Origin of the sequence: Streptomyces sp. NPDC059852 (assembly GCF_042731455.1) — a bacterium.
GTDB lineage: Bacteria > Actinomycetota > Actinomycetes > Streptomycetales > Streptomycetaceae > Streptomyces.
Map to the genome: position 1 here is coordinate 32,687 of NZ_JBHWJK010000034.1, position 22,309 is coordinate 54,995.

The 22,309-nt window shown below is 72.0% G+C and carries 22 protein-coding genes; 14 read left to right on the forward strand and 8 right to left on the reverse strand.

Features of this window, described 5'->3' with window-relative positions:
* Positions 1-49 precede the first annotated feature (49 nt).
* The 4 genes from ACFV46_RS30500 (at position 50) to dapD (ending at position 2,906) form a co-directional block, all read left to right on the forward strand.
* Positions 50-922 (forward strand): endo alpha-1,4 polygalactosaminidase, encoded by an 873-nt coding sequence (locus ACFV46_RS30500; RefSeq protein ID WP_385500588.1) that lies wholly within the window; start codon positions 50-52, stop codon positions 920-922.
* Between the two features lie 45 nt (positions 923-967).
* Positions 968-1,288, forward strand: a complete 321-nt coding sequence (locus ACFV46_RS30505; RefSeq protein WP_151783432.1) for a multidrug efflux SMR transporter — start codon at positions 968-970, stop codon at positions 1,286-1,288.
* Entirely contained in the window at positions 1,288-1,824 is a 537-nt protein-coding gene (locus ACFV46_RS30510; RefSeq protein WP_376727950.1) for a TetR/AcrR family transcriptional regulator, read from the forward strand. Before ACFV46_RS30505 ends, ACFV46_RS30510 begins: the two co-directional genes overlap by 1 nt.
* A gap of 92 nt (positions 1,825-1,916) precedes the next feature.
* Entirely contained in the window at positions 1,917-2,906 is a 990-nt protein-coding gene (dapD, locus tag ACFV46_RS30515; RefSeq protein ID WP_385500590.1) for a 2,3,4,5-tetrahydropyridine-2,6-dicarboxylate N-succinyltransferase, read from the forward strand.
* A gap of 94 nt (positions 2,907-3,000) precedes the next feature.
* Here the strand turns inward: dapD and ACFV46_RS30520 are convergent, their stop codons facing one another.
* Entirely contained in the window at positions 3,001-3,387 is a 387-nt protein-coding gene (locus ACFV46_RS30520) for a hypothetical protein (protein ID WP_385500591.1), read from the reverse strand.
* A gap of 242 nt (positions 3,388-3,629) precedes the next feature.
* On the opposite strand from ACFV46_RS30520, the gene ACFV46_RS30525 reads away from it, so the two are divergent.
* From ACFV46_RS30525 to ACFV46_RS30535, 3 genes are all read left to right on the forward strand, one after another.
* Positions 3,630-3,845, forward strand: coding sequence for a hypothetical protein (locus ACFV46_RS30525; protein ID WP_361931244.1), 216 nt, complete (start codon positions 3,630-3,632; stop codon positions 3,843-3,845).
* A gap of 147 nt (positions 3,846-3,992) precedes the next feature.
* Positions 3,993-4,553, forward strand: a complete 561-nt coding sequence (locus ACFV46_RS30530; protein WP_361931241.1) for a SigE family RNA polymerase sigma factor — start codon at positions 3,993-3,995, stop codon at positions 4,551-4,553.
* Positions 4,554-5,789, forward strand: coding sequence for a WD40 repeat domain-containing protein (locus ACFV46_RS30535; protein ID WP_385500592.1), 1,236 nt, complete (start codon positions 4,554-4,556; stop codon positions 5,787-5,789).
* Positions 5,790-5,801: 12 nt separating this feature from the next.
* On the opposite strand, the gene dapA is transcribed toward ACFV46_RS30535, so the two are convergent.
* Positions 5,802-6,713: a 4-hydroxy-tetrahydrodipicolinate synthase gene (dapA, locus tag ACFV46_RS30540; protein WP_385500593.1), complete on the reverse strand. Its 912-nt coding sequence runs from the start codon at positions 6,711-6,713 to the stop codon at positions 5,802-5,804.
* A gap of 188 nt (positions 6,714-6,901) precedes the next feature.
* Here dapA and ACFV46_RS30545 point away from each other — a divergent pair, with 188 nt between their 5' ends.
* The 3 genes from ACFV46_RS30545 to ACFV46_RS30555 all read left to right on the forward strand — a co-directional run bounded on the left by ACFV46_RS30545 (position 6,902) and on the right by ACFV46_RS30555 (position 9,096).
* Positions 6,902-7,609, forward strand: coding sequence for an antibiotic biosynthesis monooxygenase family protein (locus tag ACFV46_RS30545; RefSeq protein WP_376727946.1), 708 nt, complete (start codon positions 6,902-6,904; stop codon positions 7,607-7,609).
* Between the two features lie 94 nt (positions 7,610-7,703).
* Positions 7,704-8,336 (forward strand): ArsR/SmtB family transcription factor, encoded by a 633-nt coding sequence (locus tag ACFV46_RS30550; RefSeq protein WP_376727945.1) that lies wholly within the window; start codon positions 7,704-7,706, stop codon positions 8,334-8,336.
* 16 nt (positions 8,337-8,352) lie between these two features.
* Positions 8,353-9,096 (forward strand): SRPBCC domain-containing protein, encoded by a 744-nt coding sequence (locus ACFV46_RS30555; protein ID WP_385500594.1) that lies wholly within the window; start codon positions 8,353-8,355, stop codon positions 9,094-9,096.
* A gap of 13 nt (positions 9,097-9,109) precedes the next feature.
* Here the strand turns inward: ACFV46_RS30555 and ACFV46_RS30560 are convergent, their stop codons facing one another.
* Positions 9,110-10,936, reverse strand: a complete 1,827-nt coding sequence (locus ACFV46_RS30560; protein WP_385500596.1) for an endonuclease/exonuclease/phosphatase family protein — start codon at positions 10,934-10,936, stop codon at positions 9,110-9,112.
* Positions 10,937-11,219: 283 nt separating this feature from the next.
* On the opposite strand from ACFV46_RS30560, the gene ACFV46_RS30565 reads away from it, so the two are divergent.
* The 4 genes from ACFV46_RS30565 (at position 11,220) to ACFV46_RS30580 (ending at position 16,580) form a co-directional block, all read left to right on the forward strand.
* Positions 11,220-12,653 carry a hypothetical protein gene (locus ACFV46_RS30565; RefSeq protein ID WP_385500597.1) on the forward strand — a complete coding sequence of 478 codons (1,434 nt, stop codon included), beginning with the start codon at positions 11,220-11,222 and terminating at the stop codon, positions 12,651-12,653.
* Between the two features lie 506 nt (positions 12,654-13,159).
* Positions 13,160-14,743 (forward strand): TROVE domain-containing protein, encoded by a 1,584-nt coding sequence (locus ACFV46_RS30570; RefSeq protein ID WP_385500598.1) that lies wholly within the window; start codon positions 13,160-13,162, stop codon positions 14,741-14,743.
* Between the two features lie 104 nt (positions 14,744-14,847).
* Positions 14,848-15,519: a GntR family transcriptional regulator gene (locus ACFV46_RS30575; protein ID WP_385500599.1), complete on the forward strand. Its 672-nt coding sequence runs from the start codon at positions 14,848-14,850 to the stop codon at positions 15,517-15,519.
* Between the two features lie 38 nt (positions 15,520-15,557).
* Complete coding sequence (locus ACFV46_RS30580) at positions 15,558-16,580, forward strand: 1-aminocyclopropane-1-carboxylate deaminase (RefSeq protein ID WP_385500600.1); 1,023 nt, start codon at positions 15,558-15,560, stop codon at positions 16,578-16,580.
* A gap of 60 nt (positions 16,581-16,640) precedes the next feature.
* Here the strand turns inward: ACFV46_RS30580 and ACFV46_RS30585 are convergent, their stop codons facing one another.
* The 5 genes from ACFV46_RS30585 to ACFV46_RS30605 form a co-directional block, all read right to left on the reverse strand.
* A complete protein-coding gene (locus ACFV46_RS30585) occupies positions 16,641-17,852 on the reverse strand; it encodes a TerD family protein (RefSeq protein WP_376728027.1) in 1,212 nt (403 codons plus the stop codon).
* A 270-nt stretch (positions 17,853-18,122) separates the two neighbouring features.
* On the reverse strand, positions 18,123-19,112 hold the full coding sequence (locus tag ACFV46_RS30590; protein ID WP_361931210.1) for a zinc-dependent alcohol dehydrogenase family protein: 990 nt from the start codon (positions 19,110-19,112) through the stop codon (positions 18,123-18,125).
* The gene (locus ACFV46_RS30595; protein WP_361931207.1) at positions 19,109-19,957 is read right to left on the reverse strand and encodes a carbohydrate ABC transporter permease; all 849 of its coding nucleotides are present in this window, start codon (positions 19,955-19,957) and stop codon (positions 19,109-19,111) included. Before ACFV46_RS30595 ends, ACFV46_RS30590 begins: the two co-directional genes overlap by 4 nt.
* Complete coding sequence (locus ACFV46_RS30600) at positions 19,954-20,892, reverse strand: carbohydrate ABC transporter permease (RefSeq protein WP_385500603.1); 939 nt, start codon at positions 20,890-20,892, stop codon at positions 19,954-19,956. Before ACFV46_RS30600 ends, ACFV46_RS30595 begins: the two co-directional genes overlap by 4 nt.
* Positions 20,889-22,259 (reverse strand): ABC transporter substrate-binding protein, encoded by a 1,371-nt coding sequence (locus ACFV46_RS30605; protein WP_385500604.1) that lies wholly within the window; start codon positions 22,257-22,259, stop codon positions 20,889-20,891. The genes ACFV46_RS30600 and ACFV46_RS30605 overlap by 4 nt, the downstream gene beginning before the upstream one ends.
* Positions 22,260-22,309 lie beyond the last annotated feature (50 nt).

Genomic DNA, 22,309 nt, shown 5'->3' on the forward strand with positions numbered 1-22,309 from the left:
GCATCATGGCGGGAGATCATCTCCCGCCGACGACAGGAGTGCCCCGACCATGTTCCAGCGCGTCCCCCGCGCCCTGCGCCGGCTGATCGCGGCCGCGGCCCTGTGCGGTGCGTTCGGCACGGCCCTGACCGGCTGCACCGGATCCGGCGGACCGGGCGGCACCGGCGGCTCCGGTGGCGGGGCGGACGGGGCGTCGCCGCGGGTGGTGCGGGCACCCGAACCGGGTCTCGCCTTCGACTACCAGATCGGCGGCGCGTACCGGCCCCCGGCCGGAGTGCGGGCGGTGTCCCGCGACCGTACGTCGGAGCCGGCGAAGGGCGTCTACAACATCTGCTACGTCAACGCCTTCCAGGCCCAGCCGGACGCCGGCGACTGGTGGCAGGAGCATCACCCGGACCTGGTGCTGCGCGACGCCGACGGCGACCCGGTCGTCGACCACGACTGGGACGAGTGGGTCCTGGACATCTCCACACGGGGCAAGCGTGAACGCCTCGCACGGATCGTCGGCGAGTGGATCGACGGCTGTGCGAAGGACGGCTTCCAGGCCGTGGAGGCGGACAACCTCGACTCGCACGAACGCTCCGAGGGGCTGCTGACCGCGGCCGACAACATCGCCTTCGGCAGGCTGATCACCGCGCGGGCGCACGCGGCGGGCCTCGCCATAGGCCAGAAGAACGCCGCCGAACTGGCCGGGCGGGGACGCCGCATCGGCTTCGACTTCGCCGTCGCCGAGGAGTGCGGGCAGTACGACGAGTGCGACGTGTACGCGGACGCCTACGACGACCGCGTCTTCGACATCGAGTACCGGACGGACGGCTTCGACGCGGCCTGCGAGGACTGGGGCGACCGGGTCTCCGTGGTCCTGCGGGACCTGGACGTGGTGCCGCGGGGGGACTCGGGGTACCGCAGGCGGACGTGCTGAGACGCTCCGCGAGGTGCGCCGGCGACGCTGTGTACGCTCGTACACATGGGATACCTGCTGCTCGCCGGAGCCATCGCGGCCGAGGTGGCCGCCACGACCGCCATGAAGTACAGCGAGGGCTTCAGCAGGCTGCTGCCCTCCCTGCTGACCGCGCTCGGCTATCTCGTCTCCTTCACGCTGCTCGCCCAGACCCTGAAGACGGTGTCCGTCGGCACGGCCTACGCGATCTGGGCCGGCGTCGGCACGGCCACCATCGCCACCATCGGCGTCCTCTTCCTCGGGGAGGGGATGACCGCCGTCAAGGCCGCCGGCATCGCGCTGATCATCCTCGGCGTGGTCGTGCTCAACCTGGGCGGTGCGCACTGATGGCCCGGCGCTACGACCCCGAACGACGGCAGCGGATCATCGACGCGGCGATCCGGGTGGTCGGCGCGCACGGCATCGCGGGGCTGAGCCACCGCACGGTCGCCGCGGAGGCGGACGTGCCGCTCGGCTCCACGACGTACCACTTCAAGACGCTCGACGACCTGCTCGTGGCCGCGCTGCGCCAGGCCAACGAGGGCTTCGCCAAGGTGATCGCCTCGCGCGGCGGCCTGGAGGGCTCGGACACCGACCTGGCCGCCGAGCTCGCCGGGTGGATGGGGGAGTGGCTGGCGGGCGACCGCACCGGCGTGGAACTGGAGTACGAGCTCTATCTCGCCGCACTGCGCCGCCCGGCCCTGCGCCCGGTCGCCGCCGAGTGGGCCGACGCCCTGGCCGACCTGCTGACCCGGCGCACGGACCCGGTCACGGCACGGGCGCTGGTGGCGCTGATGGACGGCATCTGCCTGCAGGTGCTGCTGACGGAGGCGCCGTACGACGAGGGGTATGCGCGGGAGGTGCTGGGGCGGGTGCTGGGGTGAGGGCCTGCCCTCGCCCGGGGTGCCGGCCCGTACCCTGAGACGCTCAGGAGGCCGGTTGGCCCGGGCGGCCCCGCGCCGGTTAGGTTTCCCTCATGACCGACACGACTGCTCCCCGCACCACCGGCGCCGTGGCCGCCGGCCTTGCCACGATCGCCGCCGACGGCACCGTTCTGGACACCTGGTTCCCCGCGCCCGAGCTCGTCGCCGAGCCCGGCCCCTCCGGCAGCGAGCGGCTGTCCGCCGAGAAGGCCGTGGAACTGCTCGGTGAGGGCGCCGCCAAGGCGATCGGCCCGGACGCCCGGCGCGGGGTCGAGGTCGTCGCGGTCCGCACGGTCATCTCCTCGATCGACGAGAAGCCCGTCGACGCGCACGACGTCTACCTGCGTCTGCACCTGCTCTCCCACCGCCTGGTCAAGCCGCACGGCCTGAGCCTGGACGGCCAGTTCGGCTTCCTCGCCAACGTGGCGTGGACGTCCCTCGGCCCGGTCGCCGTGGACGACGTCGAGAAGGTCCGCCTGAACGCCCGCGCCGAGGGCCTGCACCTCCAGGTGACCTCGATCGACAAGTTCCCGCGGATGACGGACTACGTGGCCCCCAAGGGCGTGCGCATCGCCGACGCCGACCGCGTCCGCCTCGGCGCGCACCTCGCCGAGGGCACCACGGTCATGCACGAGGGCTTCGTCAACTTCAACGCCGGCACGCTCGGCACGTCGATGGTCGAGGGCCGCATCTCCGCGGGCGTCGTCGTGGGCGACGGCTCGGACATCGGCGGCGGCGCCTCCACGATGGGCACCCTGTCAGGCGGCGGCAACGTCATCATCTCGATCGGCGAGCGCTGCCTGATCGGCGCCGAGGCGGGCGTCGGTATCGCGCTGGGCAACGAGTGCGTGGTGGAGGCCGGCCTGTACGTCACGGCGGGCACGCGCGTGACGATGCCCGACGGCCAGATCGTCAAGGCCCGCGAACTCTCCGGCGCCTCCAACATCCTCTTCCGCCGCAACTCGGTGACGGGCACGGTGGAGGCCCGCCCGAACAACGCGGTGTGGGGCGGGCTGAACGAGGTCCTGCACAGCCACAACTGATCACGGTCACGGCTGAGCGCCCTTCCGGCCCGAGGACGGCCCGGGAGGGCGCTCGCGCTCAGCGGTGTGCCCCGGCGGTCTTCCGCGGATCGTTTCAGCTTCCCTCGTGGTGCTTGAACTCGTCCAGCGTGGCCTGGGCCCTCGCGCGTTGCTGGGCGGAGAAACAGGTGGGGTTCTGTGTGATGACGTAGGCGTGCGTCCGTACGCTCGCGACCCATTCGTCCCTATGGCGCCGCAAGTCGACTTGTTGACCGAAGCTCAGCTTCTCGTGGCCGAGCCGGTCCGCCTTCCGCTCCGTCCTGCTCTCGACGGTCCGCGCGGCCGCGCAGTCCTCGGTCGTGGACCTTCCCGCTGCGGCGTGGCCCGCTGCGAACCCTCCCCCGCCGGCAAGGATCGCCGTGATCGTCACGCCCAGGAACAGCTTGGACCTGAGCGCGCGTCTCGGCGATGAGTCGGGTGCGTCCGTGACAGGACTCGTCATGATCCCCTCCAGCGACCGGCGTGGCTGGGAGAGAGTACAACCGTTGAGCGCTCGTCGCGCCGGGTACCCGCGCGACCGACCGACCGGTCTGACGGTACCTCCTCTCCCTCCACCCCTCTGACGTGCACGAACGAGCTACTTCGCGTGACCTTTGGGTCGGGCGGGTCGATGAACGGGTGGACGCAGGGTCCGATCAGACGTCGAACCTATGAGATGAGGGCCGGGAGTTGAGGGAGAGGGCGATGAGGAGGAGCAGGGTGCCACGCCTCGGGGCGGGGGTGCTCGTCGCGGGCGTCGTGTGCTGCGTGGCCGCCGGGAGCGCACACGCCGACGAGACCAACACCGGGGCGCACAACGGGCCCCGGATCGGGCTCGTCAACATGGGGCAGGTCGACGATCCGATGGAGGATGTGCTGGAGCACTTCCTGCTCGTCGGGGACGGGTACAGCTGGGGCTGAGCTGCAGCCGGGGCGGGGGCTCGTCGGGTCCTCGGGCCGCCCGCCTCCGTCCCTTTCCCGTCGCAGGCATAGCGGCAGCGCCCCGCACGCGTCACCCCCAACAGGAGAGCCGGGCGTCCGGGCCGGCCGGGGGAAGAGAAGGTGACGATGGATGCGGAAGCTCAGGACGGCTTTCGGGGGTTCGTGGAGAGCAGGTCGTCCGCGCTGCTCAAGACCGCCGTGCTGCTGAGCGGTGGCGACCGGCACGCCGCCGAGGACCTGTTGCAGAACGCCCTGATCAAGGCCGCCGACCGCTGGCAGCGCATCGACGAACCCGAGGCGTACGTACGGCAGATCCTGTACCGGCAGCAGATCAGCCGCTGGCGGCTGAAGTGGCGGCGCCGGGAGGTGAGCGTCGCTGAGCTCCCCGAGCCCGGTGGCGCCCCGGACGCCTCGGCCGGTACCGACCTCCGGCTGCTCATGCGCGGTGCCCTCGCCCGGCTCACCCCGCGCCAGCGCACCGTCCTCGTGCTGCGTTACTTCGAGGACCTGCCCGAGGCGGACGTGGCCCGTGTCCTCGGCTGCTCGGTCGGCACCGTACGGTCCACCACCCACCGCTCGCTGGCCCGGCTGCGGGCCCTCGCCCCCGAGCTCGCCGCCCTCGCCCCCGGCGCGAACACCGCCCGGCCGGCGCCGGACCGCGACTTCTCCCCGATGGAGGTCCGTTAAGTGAACGTCGAGGAACTCGTGCGCCGGTCCCTGCGGGAGCAGGCCGAGGAAGCGCCCCCCGTGGGCACCGGGTTCGCCGACCGGGTGCTCGCCGTCCGCCGGCGCCGCCGTACTCGGCGCGTCGCCTCCGTCGCGGCGGCCACCGCGGCCGTCGTCGGCATCGCCGTCGCCGTGCCGTTGCTCGACGGAGGCGAGGGCGACGCCCGACCCGCCGTCGGCCTGCGCACCGACGGTGTCCTGGCCCATCCCGACCAGTCCCCGCCGCGGGACGTCATCGGCGCCGGCCGTACCGTCCTGGCCGCCCACTACACCTCCGAGCTGCGCGTCCGGTCCGAGAAGCGCGGCAGCGTCGAACGCACCTACTGGCTGCTCGACACGAAGACCGGAACGTACAAGAAGGACACCCGCTGGTCGTTCGTCGCCGTCGCGCCCGGTGTGAAGACGGCCGCCGTGCTGGAGCGCGGGCTGCCCGCCCACCGGATCGGCCTGCTCGACCTCGCGTCGGGCCGCGTCGAGCGCTGGATCCCCGTCCAGCACGGCGTCGGCGGGCTCGCGTTCAGCGACGACGGCGGCAGGCTCGTGGCGACGACGTACGGGGAGGACCCCGACCTGCGGACCAAGGAGAAGATGCAGGGCCCCGACGGGCCGGTGTGGCAGTGGAACTCCGCGTACGGCCGGTCGAGCCGGTCCGGCTTCTACGTCCTCGACGTGGCGCGGGGCACGGGCTCCTGGAGCGCCGTCCCACCCGAGCGCACCATCAACGCCCGCCAGGACTTCGCGTTCAGCCGGGCCGGCGACCGTGTGTACGCGCAGTACATCGGCGGCCGTGACGGACTCCAGCGGTTCTACTCCCTCGACGGTGCCAGGACCGCCGCCCCGGCCGACGAGAAGCACCTGCGCTCCGACGTCCCCGCGCGACTGTCCCCGGACGGACGGCTCGCCGCCCTCGGGCTGTCCAAGGAGGTCGACGGTGCCCCGGGCCGGAGCTACTCCTCGATCCTCGACCCCCGCACCGGCAAGGAGATCACCAAGGTGCGCGGTGCCGAACTGCTCGCCTGGGCCGACGACAAGCGGCTCATCGCGTGGGAGCGAGTGACCGGACTGGACGAGTCGTACCGGCCCCGGCTGGTCCTGGTCACCCTCGGCAGCGACAAGGTCGTCCCCCTCAGCGGGGTCCGCGAGCCGGACGAGGACACGCTCCGGCGGAACTGGGAGCCGGTCTTCGCCCGCCGCTGAGCCGAGGACCGGTCAACTGCCGCCCACCGACTCCTCGTACGCCGCCAGCAGTCCGTCGGTCGCCTCCCGGCCGGCGGGCCGCAGTGGCGCTCGGACCGGGCCGCCGGGGAGACCGAGCGCGCCGAGCAGCGCCTTGGCGGTCACCGCTCCGGGCAGCCCGGCGCTCATCATCGCCTCGATGAGCGGGATGGCGCGTCGCTGGAGGCGGGCGGACACGGGGGTGTCGCCCGCCTCGAACGCGTCCAGCACCGAGCGGAGATGACGCGGGATCACGTTGGCGACCGTACTGACGTAGCCGGCGCCGCCCACGGCCTGCAGGGCGAGGATGTGCTCGTCGCACCCCGCGTAGTACGCCAGGTCCGTGCGCCCCATCACCTTCTGCGCGGCCAGGAAGTCGTACGAGCAGTCCTTCACCGCCACGATCCGCGGGTGCCCGGCCAGGCGGAGCATCGTCTCCGGTTCGATACGGGTGCCGGTCCGGCCGGGGATGTCGTAGAGGACGACCGGCAACCCCGCCGAGTCGGCGACCTCCCGGAAGTGCGCCTCCACGGCGTCCTGCGGGGGCCTGCTGTAGTACGGGGCGACCACCAGCAGGGCGTCGGCGCCCGCCTTCTCGGCGGCCAGGGCCAGTTCGACCGTGTGGCGGGTGTCGGCGGTGCCGACGCCCGCGACGATCGAGGCCCGGTCGCCCACGGCCTGCCGTACCGCCCGGATCAGGTCCGCCTTCTCTGCGTCGGTGGTGGTGGGCGACTCGCCGGTCGTCCCGGACAGGACCAGGCCGTCGCAGCCCTCGTCCACCAGGTGGTCGGCGAGACGCTGCGCGCCGTCCAGGTCGAGCCCGCCGTCCCCGGTGAACGGGGTGACCATGGCACACAGCGCCCGGCCGAGGGGAGGCGTGACGGCGGAGGGGTCGGGAGGCGTCATGGAGACAGTCTTGGCACGCTCGATCGTGTAGCTCCACTTAAATCTTCTACGAGGTATTGGTAAGCAGTGCTGAGCAGTGGTGGCGGCTGATGTCGTCAACCGGTCTCCCTTGACCTCAACTTCGCTTGAGGCCGAAAGGTGGGTCCTGCGGGTGACCGCCCGCCTTCACGACCGATTCGGAGGGACTCATGACCCACCGCACCGACGCCCACCCGGACCTCACTCGCCCCGACCTCGGCGCCGCGCTCTTCAGTACCTGGCGCGTGGGGACGCCCCTGCGGCAGAAGGAAGCCGTCGAGGCGATCGCCGGGGCGTGGGAGCGGCGGCCCTGGCCCGCCGGAGGGCTGCTCGGGTATCACGTCTACACCGGGCACGACGCCTCCACCCTCCTGCACTACTCGCAGTGGCGGAGCCCGCAGGACTACGACGGGTTCGTCAAGGCCCACCGTCAGGAGCGGGTGGATGAGATCGACACCGCCGTACCCGGCGTCGAGCGTCTCGGGCTCGGGCGGTTCCGGCACTACCGCAGCCTGGTCCGGCCGGACGAGACGCGGGTGCCCGGCTGTGTCGTGATCGTCGACATCGAGTTCGAGGGGCCCGACCCGGACCGGCAGCGTGCCTGGGTGGACGCCGTGGCCGACGCCCTGGAGAGCGAGCCGCGTCCGCATCCCGGAGGCATCTCCGCCCACTTCCACCTCTCCACCGACGGCACCCGGGTCCTCAACTACGCCGAGTGGGAGACCGCCCAGGCGCACATCGACGCGCTCGCCGCGCCCGGTGACGGGATCGGCTCGGCGACGGAGCGGTGGCGGCGCGTGCAGACCTGGCCGGGGCTCAAGGGCAGCACCGTCAGCCGGTACGACCACGCGCTCGGCCTCGTGCCCGACCTCGACTGAGGTCGCCGGGGGCCGGCGATTCCGGCTCACCACGCGACTCACCGAAAAATCTGATCGCCTGGACAAAAAAAGTTTTCGGTGAGACGGTGGACGCATGCTGGACGTCACCGTGATCGAGGACCCCGAGGCGGCAGCCGTGTCCCTGGACCCCGTCCGGGCCGGGCTGCTCGCCGAGCTGGCGGCCGGGCCCGCCTCGGCCGCCATGCTCGCCGGGAAGGTCGGCCTGCCCCGCCAGAAGGTGAACTACCACCTCAAGGCACTGGAGCGGCACGGCCTGGTGGAGCTGGCCGGGGAGCGCCGCAAGGGCAATGTCACCGAGCGGCTGATGCGCGCGACCGCCGCGTCGTACGTGATCTCCCCGCTCGCGCTGGCGTCCGTGCAGCCCGACCCGGACCGCTTCCGCGACCAGCTCTCCGCCCGCTGGCTGCTGGCGCTCGGCGCCCGGCTGGTCCGGGACGTCGGCTCGCTGATCACCGGGGCCGCCAAGGCCCGCAAGCGGCTGGCGACCTTCGCGCTGGACGGCGAGGTCCGCTTCGCCTCGGCGGCCGACCGGGCCGCGTTCGTCGAGGAGCTGGCCGCCGGGGTGGGCGCGCTGATCCGCAAGTACGACGCCCCCGGCGCCGAGGGCGGCCGCGATCACCGGATCGTGGTCGCCGTCCACCCCACGCTCAAGCCCACCGGCGGGGACGTGCCCCGGCCCGTCCCCGCCCCGGAACCGAACCCGTAGGACCCAGGAGACCGTCATGCCCAAGGAATTCGAGATCGCCCGGGAGTTCGAGGTCGACGCCACACCCGAGGAGGTGTGGGAGGCCGTGACCGCCGGCACCGGCGGCTGGCTGTGGCCGATGGAGGCGCCCGAGCCCCGCCAGGGCGGCAAGGGGCCCTTCGGCTCCGAGGTGACCGTCTGGGACCCGCCGCACCGTTACACCAACCGCGTCGAGGATGTCGACGGCATCTCCGAGCAGACCCTCAACCAGCTCGACTACACCGTCGAGCCGCGCGACGAGGGCCGCCGCGCCTGGGTGCGCTACGTGCACAGCGGGATCTTCGTCGACGACTGGGACAACCAGTACGACGGCGCGAGCCGCCACACCGACTTCTATCTGCACACCCTGCGCCAGTACCTCACGGTCTTCCGCGGCCGCCCGATCACCGCCTTCGCCACGTTCGACGGGCCCGAGGCGGCCAAGGCGCCGGACGCCCTCGTCACCGTGGGCCGTGCGCTGGGTCTCGCCGACGACACGGCCGAGGGCGCCCGCGTGCGGGTCGCCGGTCCGGGCGGGCGGGAGATCGACGCCGTCGTCGACTACCGCGATCCCTACTTCCTCGGGCTGCGTACGGAGGACGCGCTCCTGCGCTTCTTCGGCCGCAACCACTGGGGTCACGTCGTCGGCATGTCCGTGCACGACTTCGCGCCGGGCGCCGACGCCGCCGCGGACGAGGAGACGTGGAAGGGCTGGCTGAACGGCGTGTTCAGCCAGCCCTGAACCCACCGCGGGGTTACGGACGGAACCGCAGCACCTGCGGGTCGTGGTCGCTGATCTGGTCGTTGAACTCGGCGTTGATGTGCACGCTGTCGTACTCGAAGTCGCAGCCGCGCCGGATCGAGGGGCTGACCAGGATCTGGTCCAGCGTCTGGGCGTTGCCCTGGTAGACGTACGAGTAACGCTCGCTCTTGGGCAGCGACTTGATCGCCGACCACAGCTCGCCGTCGCCCTCGAGGATCTTCGCGGTGCCGGAGAACTCGAAGTCGTTGATGTCGCCGAGCGCGATCACGGCCGCGTTCTTCTGCGTGTGCAGGACGTCCTCGACGAAGCCGTGGACGGCCGTCGCCTGGGCGTGACGCTGGACCTCGGAGCTGCGGGCCGGCGGCTGGTACTGCGAGGTCAGACCCTGGTCGCCGCCCTTGGAGTTGAGGTGGTTGGCGATCACGAAGACGGTCTTGCCCCGGAAGACGAACTCGCCGGCCAGCGGCTTGCGGCTGTTGGCGAAGGCCGCGTTCGCCGGGTCGATCCGGCCGGGGGAGACCGTCAGGGCCGCCTTGCCGCGCACCTTCGTGACACCGACGGGGGTGGTCGCGTCGCCGCCCGCGCGGTCGGTGAAGGAGACCCGCTCCGGGTTGAACAGGAACGCCTGGCGGATGTTGCCGCCCGGCTCGCCGCCGTCGGCGCCGTCCACCGGGTCGATCGAGCGCCAGTCGTAGCGGGGGCCGCCCGCGGCGACGATCGCGTCGGCCAGCTTCGCCAGCGTCTGGCCGGCGGTGACCGTGCCGTCGTTCGTCGCGCCGTTGTCGTCCTGGATCTCCTCCAGCGACACGATGTCGGGCGAGCGCAGGTTGTTCACGATCGCGGAGGCGTGCGCGGCGAACGTGGAGTCGGACGGGTCGAGGTTCTCCACGTTGTACGTGGCGACCGCCAGCTCGGTGCGCGCCTGCCGGCGCGTGCTCTCCTTGGCCGTGCCGCCGCTCTTGAGGGTGCCGAGCTGGTTGGCGACCAGGGTGTAGCCGCCGTACTGGTTGTAGTCCAGCGGGCCGGACGTCGTGCCCTCGAGGACGTCACCGACGTTCGCGACGGGGAAGTCGGCCGTCGCGCCCAGGGACTGGATCTGCAGCCGGCCGCTGTTCTGCGCGTCGTAGGAGCCGTAGACCGTGGCGCCGCGCCGGGAGGCGTTCTCCTTCGGCTTCACCGTCACCCACAGCTCGGTGTACGGGTCGGTGGCGCCGACCACCCGGGTGTCGGCGACCTGGACGTTCTCGCCCTCCAGGGACTCGTAGAAGTCCAGGGCGTACGTGGCCGGGCGCAGCGGCAGGCCGTTGATCGAGCCCGACGCGGCGGTGTCGCCGACGGGGCTGTAGGCGGCCGGCACGGACTTCGCGTCGATGACCCGGGGGGCCGGGACCGCGTTGCCGCTGGAGACGACGGTCACCGTGGGGCGGGTGATCTCGGTGACCGCCTGGTTGCCGGAGGAGGCGCCGCCGGGGACGAACTCGCTGACGGTGCCCGCGACCAGGACCGCGTCGCCGACGGCGACCTTCGGGGCGGAGCTGGTGAAGACGAAGACGCCCTCGCTGGTGGCCGGGTCGGCGTCCGGGTGCGGGTCCTGCATCCAGAAGCCCTTGGAGGAGCCGTAGCCGCGTACGCCGGTGACGATTCCGGCCACATCGGCGACCTGCTTGCCGGCGTACGGCGATATGCGCGTGGAGCCCTGGATGTCGTGGATGGCGACGGTGTCCGCGTGCGCGGGGGCGGTGAGGGCGACGGTGGAGGCCGCGGAACAGACGGCGGCGACGGTGAGCGCGGCGAGGCGCGCGGACTTCTTGCTCGGCAAGGGATCCCTCCGGGGACGTGCGTGGGCGCCGGGACGAGGGTGGTGCTGGCAACGCGTGAGGCGCGGCCGGCGGTGCGGCGACGCGCGTAGAAATCCAGTGAACAGATGTCCGCCAAGTTTCTACGCGCGTAATCTCGTTGCTGGTCATGTCACTTGTCAAGGTTTCGGCCATGTACGGCGCCCGGCGGGGAGATGAACCGGGCGGCATGGGTCGAAATCCGTCTAGGCTGAGCGGCTGAAGCCGTGACGGGTACGGCCGCGCACGTCCTAGGAGAACCAGCCGATGTCAGACAGCTCCCCCCTGCCGCCGGTACGGCTGCACCCCGAAGCGGAGCTGGCGCGGGACGCGCTGTCCACGCCGTTGCTCTCCCGCGCCGCCCGGCTGGCCCGCTGGGCCGGCCCCGACACCCGGGTCGACGCGGGCGGCGGCCTCGTCGACGAGCAACTGCCCGCCGCCGCCGAGGTGCTCGGCCTCAGCGGCGACGACGCCGCCGCCCACGCGAGCGAGGCCTGGCGGGTGGCCGTCGACACCGGACTGGTCGACGTCGTCGACGAGGAGGCCGGCACGGTCGCCGCCGGCGCCGACCTCGACCTGCTGACCCGCGGCACCCCGCAGGACGTCCTCGCGGTGTGGCTCGCCGCGCTGGAGACGGCCCTCGCCGACGCGAGCGTGCCCGACCTGGACGACCTGGTCGACGCCATGGACGCCGGCGGGGAGATCAACCTGTCCTCCCTCGACTGGAACCCGGAGGCGGAGGCCGAGTTCCTCGACGGGGTCCTCGGCAACCTGTACCTGCTCACCGTCAGCGAGGACGGCCCCCAGGGCGGCCCCGTGCCGCTGCCCGCGCTCGCCGCGTCCGTGATCGTCCCCAGCGACATGAGCGAACCCACCAACGACGTACTGGAGCAGGTGTCCGACGCGATGATGCGCCTGGACGACCAGTTCCGGCTGCTGGAGCCCGCCGGACTCGTCGTCTACCAGCCGGTCGACGAGGCCCTGCTCGCGGACGCCGACAGCGCCGAGGAACCGGCCGCGGGCGTCGACGACACCGACGTCTCGCGCTACGGCATGGTCCGGCTCACCCCGCTCGGGCTGTACGGGCTGCGCGCACGGTTCCTGGAGGCCGGCTTCGACGCGCCCGCGGTCGGGGACCTCGCCGACAAGGGCGCCGAGGCGCTCCTCGACGGCACCGCCCGCTATCCGCAGACCGCCGCGCGCGCCGAGACCGAGCAGTGGCTGGTCCGCCGTGAACCGCTCGCGGCGGCCCGGGAGTTGCTGTCCGCCGCCAAGGGCCTCGACGAGGGCGCGCCGCTGCGCCGGCTGCGCTGCCAGCAGGCGCTGTCGCTGGTGGGCGCCGAGGCGGAGCCCGCGCTGCGGGAGGTCCTCGACGACGCCGAACTGGGCGGGCTGGCCCGGGTGTGGCTGTCCGAGGCGGGCTTCACCGACGTCCCGCCGCCCACCCAGGAGCTGGTGTTCTGGCTGACCATCGACACCCTCGCCGCGCAGCTGGCGGCCGAGGGGAACTCGGAGGAGCTGCGGGCGCTGGTGGAGGGCCTGGCCGCCCAGCACAGCGGGTTCTTCGACAAGGTGTGGCGGGTCGGGCACCCGGCCACGGCGGACGTGCTGGAGGCCATGGGCCGGCTGCACCCGGACAAGAAGGTGGCGAAGGAGGCCCGTAAGGCGGCCTTCAAGGCGCGCTCCCAACATGAGGGCTGACCGCCGGAATTAATTCACTCGCCCCTTCCCGCGAGCACTCCCTACAGTGATGAACGTCCAGGTGCGAAGGCAGGACCTACTTCCACTGATAATGGGGCGGTCGCGGGTTCGAGTCCCGCCGCCGGCACTACGCGCCGGTGTAGCTCAGGGGTGAGAGCACCTTGTCGGTTCCGCCGGCTTCGATCTCTGGACACCACAACTTCACGCACCTCCCGGTGCGCGGGCCACGGTTACTTCTTCTCTAAAAAGAATCCCGACCGCGGCCGACTTGATCTCGGGAGGCGCAGCTCATGGTGGGTGCCCGGTGCGCAGGCGGCGGATACTTCGGGGAACTGGTGGGGGATCTCCCCCGTGCGGGTTCGAATCCCGTCATCGGCTCAGGGCCGGTGTGGCGGAACGGAAGACGCGCCAGTTGAAAAGAACCGCAGCCGAATTCGTCCTCGGGCACCCTCCTTCTGCCGCGCCTTCCTTCGCGAAGGCAGCAGAGAAAAAGGGGGAATTCCATCATGGCACGATTCAACACCCGTGCGGCCAAGGCGCGGCCCACCTCGCGCGTGACGTCGACCGGCCGCGTGCTGCGCACCTACGAGGGCGGCCGCGGACACGAGCGTGACGCCCGCTCCGAGCTGTTCCTGCTCGCCGTCGGCAACTTCGTCTCGCAGCGGACCTTCTACGAGAGCGGCGCCGACCGCGACGACCGGTTCGCCGCGCTCGTGCGCGAGCTCGCCGTCAGCGACCCGGAGTGGACGGCCGGCCTGCTCGGCTGGCTGCGCACCGAGGGCAACCTCCGTACGGCCGCCCTCGTGGGCGCCGCCGAGTACGTGAAGGCGCGGCTCGACGCGGGCGCCGCCGAGGGCCCGGCGAACCGGCAGGTCGTCGACTCGGTGCTGCGCCGCCCCGACGAGCCCGGCGAGCTGCTCGCCTACTGGACGGCGACGTACGGCCGGAGCGTGCCGAAGCCGGTCAAGCGCGGCATCGCCGACGCCGTACGCCGTCTGTACAGCGGGAAGTCGCTGCTCAAGTACGACACGGCGGCCAAGGGCTACCGCTTCGGCGACATCCTCAACCTGACCCACGCGGCGCCCGACCCGGCCAAGCCGTGGCAGGGCGAGCTGTTCCGGTACGCGCTCGACCGCCGGCACCACCCGGAGACGGCCGTGCCGCCCGCGTCGGCCGCCGTGCTCACCGCGCACCGCGCGCTCATGGCGGTACCGGTCGGCGAGCGGCGGGCGGTCCTCACCTCCGAGGGCGGCGCGGAGCGGCTGGCTGCGGCCGGGATGACCTGGGAGGCTCTCGCGGGATGGCTTCAGGGCCCCATGGACAAGGCGGCCTGGGAGGCCGTGATCCCGTCCATGGGCGTGATGGCGCTCGTACGCAACCTGCGCAACTTCGACGAGGCCGGGGTCAGCGACGAGGTGGCGGCCCGGGTCGCCGCCCGGATCAGCGACCCGGCGGAGGTCGCGCGGTCGCGGCAGTTCCCGTTCCGGTACCTCGCCGCGTACCGGCACGCGCCCTCGCTGCGCTGGGCGTACCCGCTGGAGCAGGCGCTCGGTCACTCGCTGGCCAACGTGCCCGCCCTGCCGGGCCGGACGCTGATCCTCGTCGACCGCTCGGGCTCGATGTTCTGGTCGCGGCTGTCGGACCGCTCGGAGCTCAACCGGGCCGACGCGGCGGCGATCTTCGGCACCGCGCTGGCCCTGCGCGCCCGGAAGGCCGACCTGGTGGAGTTCGGCTCCACCAGCGCGCCGGTGCCGTTCCGCACGGGCGAGTCGGTGCTGAGGATCCTCGGCCGCTTCGGCGACCTGGGTGGCACCGACACCACGGCGGCCGTGCGCACCCACTACCGCGACCACGACCGGGTCCTGATCGTCACCGACGAGCAGTACGCCCCCAGCCGCCACGGCGGTCCGACCGAGCAGATCCCCGCCGAGGTGCCCGTCTACACCTGGAACCTCGCCGGCTACCGGGCGGGCCACGGCCCGTCGGGCACGGGGAACCGGCACACGTTCGGCGGCCTGTCGGACGCCGCGTTCCGGATGGTGCCGCTGCTGGAGAGCGCCCGGGACGCGGACTGGCCCTGGGCGGCCTGAGCACCGGGGTTCCCGCCTGAGCACCGAGGTACGGCCCGCACTCCTGACGGGGTGCGGGCCGCACCCTTGTCCGGGCGGGCGACTGACATCTAACATTTCAGTTCATGGAGGCCATACGGCCCGTCGGCCGGACCCTGCTGCGGGACCGGGCGTACGAGGCGATCCGGGACGCCATCGTGGCCGGGGAGATCGAGCCCGGCACGGTGGTGCGCGACGCCGACCTCGCCGAGCGGCTCGGGCTGTCCCGGGCACCGGTGCGCGAGGCGTTCTCCCGGCTCGTGGACGAGGGGCTGCTGGAGAGCAAGCCGCAGAGCTACACCCGGGTCACCCCGCTCGTGGCCTCCGACGTCCGGGACGCGGCCTCCGTCGTCGGCGCGATGCACGAACTGGTCACCCGGGTCGCCGTGCCCCGGCTGACCGGCGCGGACCTGGACGCCATGCGCGCCGCCAACGCCCGGTTCGCCGCCGCCGTCGCGGACGGCGAGGTGGACCTTGCCCTGCGGGCCGACGACGCCCTGCACGACGTCCTGGTCCGGGTGAGCGGCAACCGCGCGGCCGCGGCGACCGTCGCCCGCTACACCCCGCTCATCCGGCGCCTGGAGCGACGACGCTTCGGGGAGGGCGGCACCTGCCGCTCGGCCGGGCTGCACGACCGGCTGATCGAGGCGTGCGCCGCGGGTGACGTGGACACCGCCGTCCACGTCACCGCGGAGATCTGGCGCACCCTCGCGGACCTGGCCGACCCAAAGACCCCGGCCGGTCCCGGCTCCGGCTGACACCGAGGACGACCGACCCCTTCCCCTGGAGGCGCCCCATGTCCCCGTCCCTCTCCTCCTACGAGCGGTACCCCCTCCTCTTCGGGCCGTCCCCCGTGCATCCGCTGGAGCGGCTGACCGCCCACCTCGGCGGCGCCTCGCTGTGGGCCAAGCGCGAGGACTGCAACTCCGGGATCGCCTTCGGCGGCAACAAGACCCGCAAGCTGGAGTACCTGGTCGCCGACGCGCTCGCGCGGGGCTGCGACACGCTCGTCTCGATCGGTGGTGTGCAGTCCAACCACACCCGGCAGGTCGCGGCCGTCGCCGCCCGCGCCGGACTCAAGTGCGTGCTGGTCCAGGAAAGCTGGGTCGACTGGCCCGACGCCGTCTACGACAAGGTCGGCAACATCCTCCTCAGCCGGCTCGCCGGGGCCGACGTACGCCTGGTGCGCGCCGGGTTCGGCATCGGTTTCAAGGAGAGCTGGGAGCAGGCCCTGCGGGAGGTCGAGGAGTCCGGCGGCACGCCGTACGCCATCCCGGCCGGCGCCTCCGACCATCCGCTCGGCGGGCTGGGCTTCGCCGGGTGGGCGTACGAGGTCGCCGAGCAGGAGCGGGAGGCGGGCGTCTTCTTCGACACGGTCGTCGTCTGCTCGGTGACCGGGTCCACGCAGGCCGGGATGGTCGCCGGGTTCGCGGCGCTGGAGGAGGCGGGTGGCCGTCCGCGCCGGGTCATCGGCATCGACGCCTCCGCGAAGCCCGCCGAGACCCGTGAGCAGATCGCCCGGATCGCGGACCGCACCGGGCGGCTCATCGGCGTCGGACGGGAACTGACCGAGGCGGACGTCGAGCTGGACGAGCGGTACCACGCGGGCACGTACGGCGTACCGGACGACGCCACCCTGGACGCGATGCGGCTGGCCGCGCGCACCGAGGGCATGGTCACCGACCCGGTCTACGAGGGGAAGTCGATGGCGGGCATGATCGACCTCGTCCGGCGCGGGGAGATCGGCCCGGACTCCACGGTCCTGTACGCCCACCTGGGCGGGCAGCCGGCGCTGAACGCGTACAGCGCGCTGTTCTAGACGGGTTTGGGTGGTGGGGCGCTCCCGGACGCGGGGGGCGCCCCACCGGCGTGCCTCCCGCTACAGCGCCTGGGCGGCGGGCTTGACCATGCCGCGGACCGTGCGGGACTTCACGAAGTCGCCCATGGCCGTCATCTCCCACTCGCCGGAGAACTGGCGGATGAGCTTGGCCATCATCACGCCGGTCTGCGGCTCGGCGGAGGTGAGGTCGAAGCGGACGAGTTCCTCGCCGGTCTGGGCGTCGATCAGCCGGCAGTAGGCCTTGGCGACCTCGGTGAACTTCTGGCCGGAGAAGGAGTTGACCGTGAAGACCAGGCCGGTGACGTCCATGGGGAGGCGCCCCAGGTCGACGGTGATGACCTCGTCGTCCCCGGCGCCCTCACCCGTGAGGTTGTCGCCGGAGTGGCGGATCGCGCCGTTCACGATCTGGAGCTTGCCGAAGTAGCAGCTGTCGACGTGGTTGCGCTGGGGGCCGTAGGCGATCACCGAGGCGTCGAGGTCGATGTCCTTGCCGCGGTACGCCGGCTCCCAGCCGAGGCCCATCTTGACCTGGCTCAGGAGGGGCTGACCGCCCTTCATCAGGGAGACGGTCTGGTTCTTCTGGAGGCTGACGCGGCCCTTGTCGAGGTTGATCTTCCCACTGCCGGGCGCGGGCGGGGCGGGCGGCGCCGGGGGGACGGGGGGAGCGGACGGGGCGGCCATGGGCGGGGCCGGCGGCGCGACGGGGGGCTGCGGGGCGGCCGGCTGCGGCGGGGCGGCGGGGGTGGCGGCCGGGGCCGGTTCCTCCACGGTGACGCCGAAGTCGGTGGCGATGCCCGCCAGGCCGTTCGCGTAGCCCTGGCCGACCGCGCGGGCCTTCCACTGCCCGTTGCGCAGGTAGATCTCCATGACCACCAGCGCGGTCTCGTCGCCGAGCTGCGGCGGAGTGAAGGTGGCGAGGACGGCCTGGTCGTCGGCGCCGCGGAGGGTGGCCGTGGGCTCGATGCCCCGGAAGGTCTGGCCGGCCGCGTCCGGGCTGGCCGTGACGACGATCTTCTCGATGCCGGGGGGTACGGCCGCGGTGTCGACCGTGATCGAGTCCGGGGCCGTGCCGCCGCCGGAGCGGTAGGTCACGCCGGGGCCGGCCGGCTGGTTGTAGAAGATGAAGTCGTCGTCGGAGCGCACCTTGCCGTCGGCGGTGAGCAGCAGGCCCGATACGTCGAGCCGCACCGGGGCGGCGACGTCCACCGTCACGCGCGCGGTGGGGAGAGGGATGTTCGAGCCGGGGGTCATAGCTGTCATGCCGGGACAACGAGCGAAGCTCTTTTACCGTTCCCTTACCCAGGGCCGAACGGTGGGCTCCGCTGATTTTTCTCGCCCCCGCCGCCCCTACCCGTCCCATCCCCGGGGACTGCCGCCCCCGGCCCCCCGCTTCGGCCCTGGACGGGCCTCGTCCTCAAACGCCGGACGGGCTGAAATCAGCCCCTCCGGCGTTCGAGGAGCGGGGTCTGGGGCGGAGCCCCAGGAGGATGGGACGGGTAGGGGCGGCGGGGGCGAGAACCGCTACGGCACCACCACGATCTTGCGGCCCACCCCCGCGGCGAACTGGTCCAGCGCCTGCGGGTACCGGTCCAGCGGGAGGCGGTCGCTGATGAAGACGTCCGGGTCCAGGACACCGTTGGCGAAGAGTTCCGCCGCGCGTTCGTAGCTGTGCAGGACCGCCATGGAGCCCGTGATGGTGATCTCCTGGTTGTAGATCCGGTACGGGTCGATCTCCACCCGGGTCGCGTAGTCGGCGACCCCGAACTGGAGGAAGGTGCCGGCCTTGGCGACCCGGCCGAGGCCGTCCTGGATCGCCGCCGCGTTGCCCGTCGCGTCGATGACCAGGTCCCAGCCCTGCGGGCGGTCCAGCTCGTCGGGGGTGGCCGCGGACGCGGAGACGCCGAGGCGGCGGGCGGTCTCCAGGCGCGTCGGGTTGAGGTCCACCATGTCGACGCTCGCCGCACCGGTCCGCTTGGCCAGCTCCAGCATCATCAGGCCCATCGTGCCGGAGCCGTAGATCAGGACATGGGCGCCGAGGCGGGACTGCAGGACGTCGTAGCCGCGTACCGCGCAGGACAGCGGCTCGATGAGGGCCGCGTCCTGCGTGCGCACGTGCTCGGGCAGCTTCACGCAGTTCGCCACCGGGGCCACCGCGAACTGCGCGGCCCCGCCGGCCGTGGTGACGCCGATCGCCGCCCACCGCTCGCACAGGTTGTTGTGCCCGGTACGGCAGTAGCGGCACTCGTGGCAGTACAGGGACGGGTCGACGGCCACCCGGTCGCCCACGGACAGCTCCGTGACCCCGGTGCCGACGCCGACGACCTCGCCCGCGAACTCGTGCCCCGGCACGATCGGCAGCCTGGGCGCGAACTCGCCCTGCAGGATGTGCAGGTCGGTGCCGCACAGGCCGCACGCGGCGACCTCGACGACGACCTCGCGCGGGCCGGGCGTCGGGTCGGGGACCTCGGCGACGACGGCCTTGCCCACGGACTCGATGACGGCGGCCTTCATTTCACGGCTCCCAACGACAGGCCCTGGACCAGCTTGTCCTGGGCGGCGAACCCCGCGGCGAGCACCGGCAGGGAGATGACGAGCGACGCGGCGCACACCTTGGCCAGGAACAGGCCCTGGCTGGTGATGAAGCCGGTCAGGAAGACGGGCGCGGTCTCGGCGACGACGCCGGTCAGCACCCGGGCGAACAGCAGCTCGTTCCAGCTGAAGATGAAGCAGATCAGAGCCGTCGCGGCGATGCCCGGCAGCGCGATCGGCGCCACCACGCGGGTGAGGACCGTCGGCAGTCGCGCCCCGTCCACGCGGGCCGCCTCGATCACCGCGACGGGGATCTCGGCGAGGAAGGACTGCATCATCCACACCGCGATCGGCAGGTTCATGGAGGTGTAGAGGACGACCAGCAGCCAGATGTTGTCGAGCATGCCGGTGTTCTTCGCGAACAGGTACAGCGGCAGCAGGCCCGCCACGGCCGGCAGCATCTTCGTCGACAGGAAGAAGAACAGGACGTCCGTCCACTTCCGCACCCGCCGGATCGACAGGGCGTAGGCCGCCGGGAGGGCGAGCGCGAGGACGAACAGGGTCGAGACGAGCGACGCCACCGCCGAGTTGATCAGCGCCGGCCAGGGGCTGGCGCCGCCGCCCGCGCCGAAGAACTCGCGGTAGCCGTCCAGGGTCAGGGACGCCGCGAAGGACGGCGGGTTGGTCGCCGCGTCCTGCTCGGAGTGGAAGGACGTCAGCGCCATCCAGGCGATGGGCAGGAAGAACGCGATCCCGAGCAGCCAGGCCACCAGGCCGAGGCCCGTTCCCTTGCTGCGGCTGCGACGTCGTACGGCCACGGCGCTCATGCGCGCGACACCTCCTCGCGGAACAGGGACGACACCACGCGCAGCGCGAAGGTGGCGATGATGATCGAGCCGATGACCACCAGGACGCCGGCGGCCGAGGCGAGGCCGTTCTCGTGGGCCTGGTAGAAGCTCTGGTAGACGGTGTAGGGCAGGTTGGCGGTGCCCAGGCCGCCGGACGTGATCGTGAAGACCGCGTCGAAGTTCTGGACGATGTAGATCGAGCCGAGCAGGGCGCCGAGTTCGAGGTAGCGGCGCAGATGCGGCAGCGTGAGGTGGCGGAAGATCTGCCAGTCGCTCGCCCCGTCGACGCGGGCCGCCTCGATCTGCTCGTGGTCGCGGCTCTGCAGGCCGGCCAGCAGGATCAGCATCATGAACGGGGTCCACTGCCAGACCAGCGAGGCCTCCACCGCGAGCAGCGGCGTGTGGGAGATCCAGTCCGGCTGTGGGCCGCCCACATAGTGCAACAGCCCATTGAACAGACCGTATTCAGGGTTGTAGAGCACATGCTTCCAGAGCAGCGCGGCGGCGACGGGCACCACGAGGAACGGGGCGATCAGCAGGGTGCGGACCACGCCGCGGCCCTTGAACCTGCGGTCGAGCAGCAGGGCGAGCAGCAGGCCGAGGACGAGGCTGGCCAGCACCACCGCGACGGTGAGCAGCACGGTCGTCCACACCGAGTGCCGCAGGTCGGCGTCGGTGAGGACCTCCTGGTAGTTCTCCAGGCCGGCGAAGTGCCGGGCGTCCGGGTAGAGGGGGTTCCAGTCGAAGAACGAGATGACCAGCGTCGCCACGAACGGCAGCTGGGTCACCACGATCATGAAGATCAGCGCGGGCAGCAGGGGTGCCCTGGTCGCCCAGTTGCGCAAGCGGGCGGAGGGCGGACGGGTGGTGCGTACGGATGGCGTGGCCACGGGGGCCGTGGTGGTCGCTGTCATCGCCCCTCGTACTCCTCGGAGATCTTCTCGGCGAGCTGCTGGGACTTCCTCAGGGCCGACTCGACGGACTGGCGTCCGGCGATGGCCGCGCTGATCTCCTGGGAGACCTTGGTGCCGAGGTCGGTGAACTCGGGGATGCCGACGAACTGGATGCCGGGCGCGGGCCGCGGCTGCACCCCGGGGTCCTTCGGCCGGGCGCCCTCGATGGACTCCTTGGTCATCTCCTGGAAGGCGGCCGCCTCCGCGCGGTAGTCCGGGTTGGCGTAGGTGGAGGCCCGCTTGCCGGCCGGGATGTTGGACCAGCCGAACTCGTCGCCGACGAGCTGCTCGTAGCGCTTGCCCGACGCCCAGGAGACGAACTTCCAGGCTTTGTCGGGGTTGCGGGAGGCGTCCTGGATGCCCCACGCCCAGGTGTAGAGCCAGCCGGCGGACTCGGTCTTCTCGACGGGCGCCGGGGCGTAGCCGACCTTGCCCTTGACCGGGGACTTCGCCGCCTCCAGGGATCCGGCCGCCGAGGTGGCGTCGTACCACATGGCGACCTTGCCCTGGGTCATGTTGTTCAGGCACTCGGCGAAGCCGGACTGGGCGGCGCCGGACTCGCCGTGCTCACGCACCAGGTCGACATAGAACTTCGTCGCCTTCTTCCACTCGGGGGAGTCCAGCCGCGCCTTCCAGTCCTTGTCGAACCAGGTGCCGCCGAAGGTGTTGACGACGGTCGTGAGCGGGGCCATGACCTCGCCCCAGCCCGGCAGTCCGCGCAGGCAGATGCCCTTCATGCCCGGTTCGGCGCCGTCCGTCCTCTCCGCGAACTCGGCCACCTGCTGCCAGGTGGGGTGCGCGGGCATCGTCAGGCCGGCCTTCTCGAAGACGTCCTTGCGGTACATCAGGAAGGACGACTCGCCGTAGAAGGGCTGGCCGTAGAGCTTGCCGTCGTCGCCGGTGAGGGACTCGCGCATCGGCTTGAGGACGTCCTGCTCGTCGTAGCCGGGGTCGTCGGCGACATAGGAGTCCATCTCCTTCAGCCAGCCGTTGCGGGCGTAGATGGGTATCTCGTAGTTGGAGAGCGTGGCGACGTCGTACTGGCCGGCCTGGTTGGCGAAGTCCTGGCTGATCTTGTCTCGGACGTCGTTCTCGGGGAGCACGGTGAAGTTGACCTTGATGCCGGTCTCCCGGGTGAAGCGCGGCGCGAGCTTCTGCAGCTCGGTCATCTGGGGGTTGTTGACCATCAAAACGTTGATGGCGTCGCCCCCGGAGCCGGCCCCGCCCGCTCCGGTCCAGCAGCCGGAGAGCAGCGGGGCGAGCAGCGTCCCTGCGGCGGCCGCGGCGAGCGTGGCTCGCGGTGGCCGTCGTCGGCTCTGGGTTCGCATGGATCGCTCCTGGACGTGAGGACTTATGGGGAGATACGGGGCGGCCGTGG

Excerpts from the sequence above, each read along its gene's own strand:
- ACFV46_RS30595 (WP_361931207.1), bottom strand. The coding sequence starts at position 19,957 with ATGAGCGCCGTGGCCGTACGACGTCGCAGCCGCAGCAAGGGAACGGGC.
- ACFV46_RS30565 (WP_385500597.1), top strand. The coding sequence starts at position 11,220 with ATGTCAGACAGCTCCCCCCTGCCGCCGGTACGGCTGCACCCCGAAGCG.
- ACFV46_RS30605 (WP_385500604.1), bottom strand. The coding sequence starts at position 22,259 with ATGCGAACCCAGAGCCGACGACGGCCACCGCGAGCCACGCTCGCCGCG.
- ACFV46_RS30530 (WP_361931241.1), top strand. The coding sequence starts at position 3,993 with ATGGATGCGGAAGCTCAGGACGGCTTTCGGGGGTTCGTGGAGAGCAGG.
- ACFV46_RS30600 (WP_385500603.1), bottom strand. The coding sequence starts at position 20,892 with ATGACAGCGACCACCACGGCCCCCGTGGCCACGCCATCCGTACGCACC.
- ACFV46_RS30520 (WP_385500591.1), bottom strand. The coding sequence starts at position 3,387 with ATGACGAGTCCTGTCACGGACGCACCCGACTCATCGCCGAGACGCGCG.
- ACFV46_RS30590 (WP_361931210.1), bottom strand. The coding sequence starts at position 19,112 with ATGAAGGCCGCCGTCATCGAGTCCGTGGGCAAGGCCGTCGTCGCCGAG.
- ACFV46_RS30510 (WP_376727950.1), top strand. The coding sequence starts at position 1,288 with ATGGCCCGGCGCTACGACCCCGAACGACGGCAGCGGATCATCGACGCG.
- ACFV46_RS30505 (WP_151783432.1), top strand. The coding sequence starts at position 968 with ATGGGATACCTGCTGCTCGCCGGAGCCATCGCGGCCGAGGTGGCCGCC.
- ACFV46_RS30585 (WP_376728027.1), bottom strand. The coding sequence starts at position 17,852 with ATGACCCCCGGCTCGAACATCCCTCTCCCCACCGCGCGCGTGACGGTG.
- ACFV46_RS30525 (WP_361931244.1), top strand. The coding sequence starts at position 3,630 with ATGAGGAGGAGCAGGGTGCCACGCCTCGGGGCGGGGGTGCTCGTCGCG.
- ACFV46_RS30555 (WP_385500594.1), top strand. The coding sequence starts at position 8,353 with ATGCCCAAGGAATTCGAGATCGCCCGGGAGTTCGAGGTCGACGCCACA.
- dapA (WP_385500593.1), bottom strand. The coding sequence starts at position 6,713 with ATGACGCCTCCCGACCCCTCCGCCGTCACGCCTCCCCTCGGCCGGGCG.
- ACFV46_RS30550 (WP_376727945.1), top strand. The coding sequence starts at position 7,704 with ATGCTGGACGTCACCGTGATCGAGGACCCCGAGGCGGCAGCCGTGTCC.
- ACFV46_RS30570 (WP_385500598.1), top strand. The coding sequence starts at position 13,160 with ATGGCACGATTCAACACCCGTGCGGCCAAGGCGCGGCCCACCTCGCGC.
- ACFV46_RS30500 (WP_385500588.1), top strand. The coding sequence starts at position 50 with ATGTTCCAGCGCGTCCCCCGCGCCCTGCGCCGGCTGATCGCGGCCGCG.
- ACFV46_RS30580 (WP_385500600.1), top strand. The coding sequence starts at position 15,558 with ATGTCCCCGTCCCTCTCCTCCTACGAGCGGTACCCCCTCCTCTTCGGG.
- ACFV46_RS30575 (WP_385500599.1), top strand. The coding sequence starts at position 14,848 with ATGGAGGCCATACGGCCCGTCGGCCGGACCCTGCTGCGGGACCGGGCG.
- ACFV46_RS30545 (WP_376727946.1), top strand. The coding sequence starts at position 6,902 with ATGACCCACCGCACCGACGCCCACCCGGACCTCACTCGCCCCGACCTC.
- dapD (WP_385500590.1), top strand. The coding sequence starts at position 1,917 with ATGACCGACACGACTGCTCCCCGCACCACCGGCGCCGTGGCCGCCGGC.